This window comes from Phenylobacterium sp. (assembly GCF_031181185.1).
Lineage (GTDB): Bacteria > Pseudomonadota > Alphaproteobacteria > Caulobacterales > Caulobacteraceae > Phenylobacterium.
This window is the reverse complement of sequence record NZ_JAPSKZ010000028.1, coordinates 24303-30450: the sequence shown is the minus strand read 5'-3', so window position 1 is coordinate 30450 and position 6148 is coordinate 24303. Positions and strand designations below refer to the sequence as shown.

Sequence of the window (6148 nt, the reverse complement as noted above, 5' to 3'; positions counted from 1 at the left end):
CTGGGGCAGGAAGAAGGTCTTCTTCGAGTATTGGGCCCACGAGGCCAGCCTGCTCCCGGTCGAGAACCAGCCGCTGTTCCGCTGGCGGATGGAGGACGCGCAGCAAGGCGTCGGCACCTGGACGGGTATCGCCCGCTTCCTGCGCGAGCGGCGGGATTTCGTCGACAAGGTCCTGGAGGAGATCCGCACGCGCGGCCCGATGTCGGCCTCCGAGCTGGAGATGGGCCACAAGGGCCAGGGCGGCTGGTGGGGCTGGAGCGAGTCCAAGCGGGCGCTGGAGGGCCTGTTCTGGGCCGGCGAGCTCACCACCGCCACCCGGCGCGGGACCTTCGAGCGGGTCTATGGCCTGCCCGAGAAGGTGCTGCCGAAGGACGTCCGCGAGGCGCCCACGCCCGCCCGGGACGCGGCCCAGCGCCAGCTGCTGCGCATCGCGGCGCGCGCTATGGGGATCGCCACCGCCCGGGACCTGCGCGACTACTTCCGGATGGGCGTGGAGGAGACGCGCGCCCGGCTCGCCGAGTTGGTGGAGGCGGGCGATCTGCTGCCCGTGTCGGTGAAGGGCTGGCGCGACCAAGCCTATCTCGACCCCGCCGCCCGGCGCCCGCGCAAGGTCGCCGGCTGCGCCCTGCTCTCGCCATTCGACAACCTGATCTGGTTTCGCGACCGGACCGAGCGGATGTTCGGCGTGAAGGTGCGGCTCGAAATCTACACCCCGGCCGAGAAGCGCACCCACGGCTACTATGTGCTGCCGTTCCTGGAGGGCGACGCCATCACCGCGCGCGTGGACCTGAAGGCGGACCGCAAGGCCGGAGCCCTGCTGGTGCAGGCCAGCCACGCCGAGCCCTGGGCGAGTGACGAGACGCCGGTCCGCCTGGCCGAGGAGCTCAGGCGGATGGCCGGCTGGCTGGGCCTGGGCTCCGTCCGCGTGGAGCGCCGCGGAGACCTGGCCTCGGCGCTCGAGGCCGCGGTCTAACCCGGCGTGTCGCCGCCGGCGTGGCCGGCCGCCGGCAGCTCGCTCTGGCGGTCCTGCTGCGAACCGAACTGCGCCATCCATTTCCGCTCGGCGCCGCGCGGGTCGTTCTCGATGCGGCAGGTCGTGTCGAACACCATCGTAGCGCGCGCCTTCGTGTCGTAGGCCGGCCAGGCTGGCAGGCCAGGCGCCGAGGGCCGCCCGCTCTTGGCGAAATTGGCCCAGGCCGCGCTCATCTTGTCGGCGAGCGCCTGGGCTTCGGGCGTGACCGGGCCCACCATCCGTTCGGCATTGGCGAGGGTGTCGAAGACGAAGGGGATCTCCTCGGCATGGGGCGCGAAGTAGCGCCCGCCTTGCACCGGCGTCTCGCGGTAGAAGGCGTAGTAGTAGGCGGGCGCGCCGCCCTGCTTCGCCTTCCGCTCGGCCTGGAGCGTGGAATCCAGGAAATAGCTGCGGTCGGTCGTGATCATGTACGCGAGTTCGGCCAGGCTCTTCTGCGGGTGGAGCCGCCGGTACATCGCGACCGTGTCGGACGCCCTCTCCGGAGGCACCCACGCCGCGGCCAGCTTCCTGAGACCGTCTTCGGTGAGCGTATCCATGGCCGGATCGCCGCCGAGGAAGACCGACTGTTCCGTGCGGTTCGTGCCGATCATCATCGGCACGTGGCGCGATATCGCCGGCGCATCGGGCTCGAAGGGATGGCGGGGCAGGTAGTGACCGTCCACCTGCGGCCGCCATTGGCCCAGACCCGCCGCGGCCTTGGCGCCGGCCCGCACCAGGTCGCCGACGGGCACGTCCTGCAGCTTGCCGGCGTCGCCAGGCGCGATCTCCAGCGCCTTCAGCAGGCGGGCCGCCTTCTCACGGGCCAGCGCCTGGCTGTCCAGCCGCAACTGCGACCCGCTCTGGACGACAGCCCGGTGGAAGAGTCCCGCCGCCGGGGTGAACGCCATCATCGTGCTGGTCTTGCGCCCACCCCCGGATTCGCCGTGGATCAGGACGCGATCCGGGTCGCCGCCGAAGCGCTCGATGTTCTCTCGCACCCACTGGAGCGCCAGCACGCAATCCAGCATGCCGGCATGGCCGCTATGGGCGTACCTCTCCCCCAAACCTGAGAGGTCGCAGAAACCGAGCACGTTCAGGCGGTGGTTGACGGTGACGATCACCACGTCCTGCTTCCGGGCGATATTGCTCCCGTCGTACCAGAGCGACGAGCCGGAGCCGGTGGAGAAGCCGCCGCCGTGCATCCAGAACAGAACCGCCCGCTTGCCGGTCGTCGAGGGCGTCCAGACGTTGAGCACGAGGCAGTCCTCGCCGACTGGAGGCTCCGGGGTGGGCGATCCGCCCCCGATCGGGCTGGGCAGGCGTGGGCCCGGCGCCTGGCCGGGCCGAAGCGTCGAGACGTTCATCTGCGGCGCGGTCGGTCCATAGACCAGGCAGTCGCGGACACACGTCCAGGCCGCCTTCTTCTTGGGCGGCAGGAAGCGGTTCGGGCCTGCGGTGCTCTCGCCATAGGGGATGCCGCGGAAGACCAGCACGCCGCCCGCGCTGCTTCCGCGAACCCGACCCGCGGCGGTCTCCACTACCGGCGCGGGCTGCTGGCTCCAGGCCGGTCCGGCAAGCATCGCCGCCCCTGCGCCAAGCACGAACCGCCGATCGAAGCCCCGGGTCATCGCCTGCCCTCCCTTGCGCGGGTCTGACGCCCGCAACATACCGACTTTACTAATCAGGGGAGGGCAAGCAACCCACGTTCTTCGGCGCTAGATCAGCCCTTCGGTCACCGCATGCAGCCGGGCGTAGGCGCCGCCTTTCGTCACGAGCTCGGCGTGGCGGCCCTCCTCGACGATGCGGCCGCGGTCGAAGACCAGGATCCGGTCCGCGCCGCGGATGGTCGACAGTCGGTGGGCGATGACGATGGTCGTGCGGCCCGCCATCAGCTCCTCCATCGCCGCTTGCACCTGGCGCTCGGTCTCCACGTCCAGGGACGAGGTGGCCTCGTCCAGCACCAGTATCGGAGCATCGGCCAGGAAGGCGCGGGCGATGGCCACCCGCTGGCGCTCGCCGCCGGACAGCTTCACCCCGCGCTCGCCGACCAGGGTGTCGTAGCCCTTGGGCAGGCGCACGATGAAGTCGTGCGCCCGGGCGCGCTTGGCGGCCAACTCGATCTCGTCCAGCGTCGCGTCCGGCCGGGCATAGGCGATGTTCTCGGCGATCGTTCGGTGGAACAAGGCCGGGTCCTGCGGCACCACGGCGATGGCTTGGCGCAGGCTGGCCTGGGCCACCTTTGACACGTCCTGGCCGTCGATCAGGATGCGGCCGCCTTGCACGTCGTACAGCCGCTGGACCAGCCTCACGAACGTGGACTTGCCGGAACCGGTGGGCCCGACCAGCGCCACACGCTCACCCGGCGCGATCAGCAGGCTGAAGTCGCGGTACAGCGGCTCGTCCGCCGACTTGTAGCGGAACGTCACCCGGTCGAAGGCGATCTCCCCCAGCTCGCGCCGGAAGACCGGGGCTGCAGGCGGGTCCGGCACCTGCGGCTGCATGCGGGCGTAGGCCGCCACATCCTCGGCGTCGTCCAGGCCCTTCTGCATCATGCGGATGTTCTCGCCGACGTTGCGCAGATAGCCGCTCATCAGCATGAACGAGGTGATGGCGAAGGCCACGTCGCCGGCGCTCGCCTGGCCGACGGCCCACTGCCGGACGAGCAGGCCTGAGAGGCCTGCCTGTAGCACCACCAGGATCATGTTCTGGATCAGCCAGACGTCGATGAAGCGGGTCCAGGTGATCAGCGTGTGCTTCCGCCACTCCGCCGTGACGCCGGCGATCCGCTCGGCCTCGCGCGCTTCGGCGCCGAACGCCTTGACCGTCGGGTTCGACGATAGGGAGTCCGCCAAGGCGCCGCCGATGCGGCTGTCCAGCGCCACCGACTTCAGGTTCGCCGGCCGTACCCAGACGATTGTCAGGAACAGGTTCGAGGCGATGTAGACGACGACGGTGGCCAGGGCGAACAGGCCCACCACCGGCCAGCGGACCACCATGCTGATCGACAGGCCAATCAGCACCAGGAAGGCCGGGCCCAGCCACAGGACCACCGCGTCCGAGACGCTGTCGTAGCCCCACATCGCCCGCGAGATCTTCCGCACGGTCGAGCCTGCGAAGGTGTCGGCATGCCAGTCGGCCGAGAAGCCCTGCACGTGCCGGAAGGCCTCGTCGGTCATCTCTTTCATGTTCCGGGCGGCCATGGGATTCCAGAACCGGAAGGCCAGGTTCCGCACGAGGCTGAACGCCAGGTACACGCCCACGAAGATCGCCCAGGCCCGCCAGGCCTCCGGCGGCTCCCTGGGCGTCGCAGCGACGGCGTCCACCAGGCGGCCGGCGGCCCAGGGCAGCGCGAGGTCGAAGCCGATGGCGACGACCATCAGGCCGACCGCGGCGAAGAACAGCAGGCGCCGCCGCATCCAGAAGCCGGCGATGAAGCCCAGCACCTGGCGGTTCTTGAGGACGCGATCCTTCTTGGTCTCGTCGTCGTCTTCGTAGTGTTCGGTCATGTCGGAACTCGGATGGACCGGTCCGCGCGGGCGACGCGCGGCGACCGGCTTGGAAGCTGGATTTCAACGGTTCTCGCGGAGGACTGATGAACCTGGAGGGCCGCGGGCGCGCGGGATCGCTTCGCGCGGAGGACCGGCGAGCGCCTCAGGACAGATTGTCCGGGCGAGTTACAGGTGCGGCGGCGGCCCGAGGCGTCGGCGGGAAAGCGGCGCGACGAACGTCATGCTGTCCTCCCTCGTCAGCCTCGAAGGCTTGGAAGCTAGGAGCGGCGCCGGAGACGGTCAAGGCGACCGGCGAACATGGTTTCGCCAGCGGCATTTCAGCAACACCAGCTAGGCGCGGATCTGCAGCCTCCTACCCACAGGACAACCGGCGCCGCTGTTGCGCACCTGCCGGAGCGCCGGGCGGTAAGGCAATCGCTCCGGCGTGACGATATCCCAGGCCAAGCCGAGCCGCTCGAACAGCTTGATCAGCACCCATCCCAGGTCCGCCTGCCCAGGATATAGGCCGAGCTTCGCCGAGCCCGGGAACGCATGATGGTTGTTGTCCCAGCTCTCGCCCATGCTAACCAGGCCGGCGATCACCACGTCGTGCCCTTGAACGGACGCGCCTTGCACGAGGTACGTCTGCGGGCCCTCGCGATGGGCGAAGTATCCGACCATCCAATGGCCGGTGACGGACACCGTCACGCGCGCACAGACGCCCCAAACCACCCAGGACCATCCGCCGAGGGCGTAGAACAGCAGCGCCCACGGCAGCTGCTGTAGCATCCAGGTACGCTCCATCCAGGCGTACACGCGGTCGTGCGCCACCCGCGGCTCCAGGTGGAAGTCCGGCGGGCGCTGCAGGACCAGCTCGCAATGGAGCTGCCGCCACGCGTCGAGCCAGAACCCCGCACGATGGCCGAAGTATCCGTGGCAATCGGACTGCCTTTGCGCCCAATCCCGCATGTCGTGCACGCGGATCATGCCTATCGGGCCCGCCATGCCGACGAGCACGCCGAGATAGACACAAAGGTATTCCAGCCAAAGCGGGCACTTGAAGCTGTTGTGGATCAGCCGGCGGTGCATGCCGACGGAGTGTCCCGCGCACAGAGTCACTGCCGTGGCTACGAGAAAGAGCGCGAAGGCGCTCCACGAGAACAGCAGGGGCCCAGCGATCAAGGTGGCTAGCGTCATGCCGCCGATCCACAGCGACTTGGCTGGCGACCACCGCACTCGCCCCGCTGTCGGATCTGCGCCGGGGGTCGCGACGATCCGTTCCGATCCAGGGACGAGCTGCATGGCGGGCTCTTAGCTGTCTTCGCCCGCGCGCCCCTTCCGCAAGCGGGCGCTTTCCTTTTTCAGCGGTGTCGAGACCGGACAGACGTTCTGGACGAACCCGTTCAGCGTGTTGACGAGGTTGTCCCGCACGAGGGCGTAGTGGACGAACTGCCCCCTCTTCTCGCTCCTCACGAGCCCGGCGTTCTCAAGGATCTGCAGGTGCTTCGAAATCGCCGGCTTGCTCATGTCGAATCGCGCAGCGATCTCGCCCGCCGTCAGGTCGACCTCGGCCAGGTACGCTAGGATTTTGCGCCGCGGCGTCGAGGCCAGCGCCTCAAAGACCTTTTCCAACACGAGATTCCTAATT

The 6148-nt window shown here is 69.0% G+C and carries 5 protein-coding genes; 1 reads left to right on the top strand and 4 read right to left on the bottom strand.

Translation table 11 applies throughout. The features are described from left to right. The coding region (locus RIF93_RS05450) for a DNA glycosylase AlkZ-like family protein (protein ID WP_309089215.1) at positions 1 to 973 on the top strand (973 nt) is incomplete at its 5' end. Here RIF93_RS05450 and RIF93_RS05445 read toward each other — a convergent pair. From RIF93_RS05445 to RIF93_RS05430, 4 genes are all read right to left on the bottom strand, one after another. Beyond that, entirely contained in the window at positions 970 to 2640 is a 1671-nt protein-coding gene (locus tag RIF93_RS05445; protein ID WP_309089213.1) for a carboxylesterase family protein, read from the bottom strand. The two genes, RIF93_RS05450 and RIF93_RS05445, sit on opposite strands and share 4 nt — an antisense overlap. 87 nt (positions 2641 to 2727) lie before the next feature. Beyond that, complete coding sequence (locus RIF93_RS05440) at positions 2728 to 4518, bottom strand: ABC transporter ATP-binding protein (protein WP_309089211.1); 1791 nt, start codon at positions 4516 to 4518, stop codon at positions 2728 to 2730. 333 nt (positions 4519 to 4851) lie between these two features. Further along, positions 4852 to 5802 carry an acyl-CoA desaturase gene (locus tag RIF93_RS05435; protein ID WP_309089209.1) on the bottom strand — a complete coding sequence of 317 codons (951 nt, stop codon included), beginning with the start codon at positions 5800 to 5802 and terminating at the stop codon, positions 4852 to 4854. A gap of 9 nt (positions 5803 to 5811) precedes the next feature. After that, on the bottom strand, positions 5812 to 6135 hold the full coding sequence (locus tag RIF93_RS05430; protein ID WP_309089208.1) for a metalloregulator ArsR/SmtB family transcription factor: 324 nt from the start codon (positions 6133 to 6135) through the stop codon (positions 5812 to 5814). Positions 6136 to 6148: the final 13 nt, after the last annotated feature.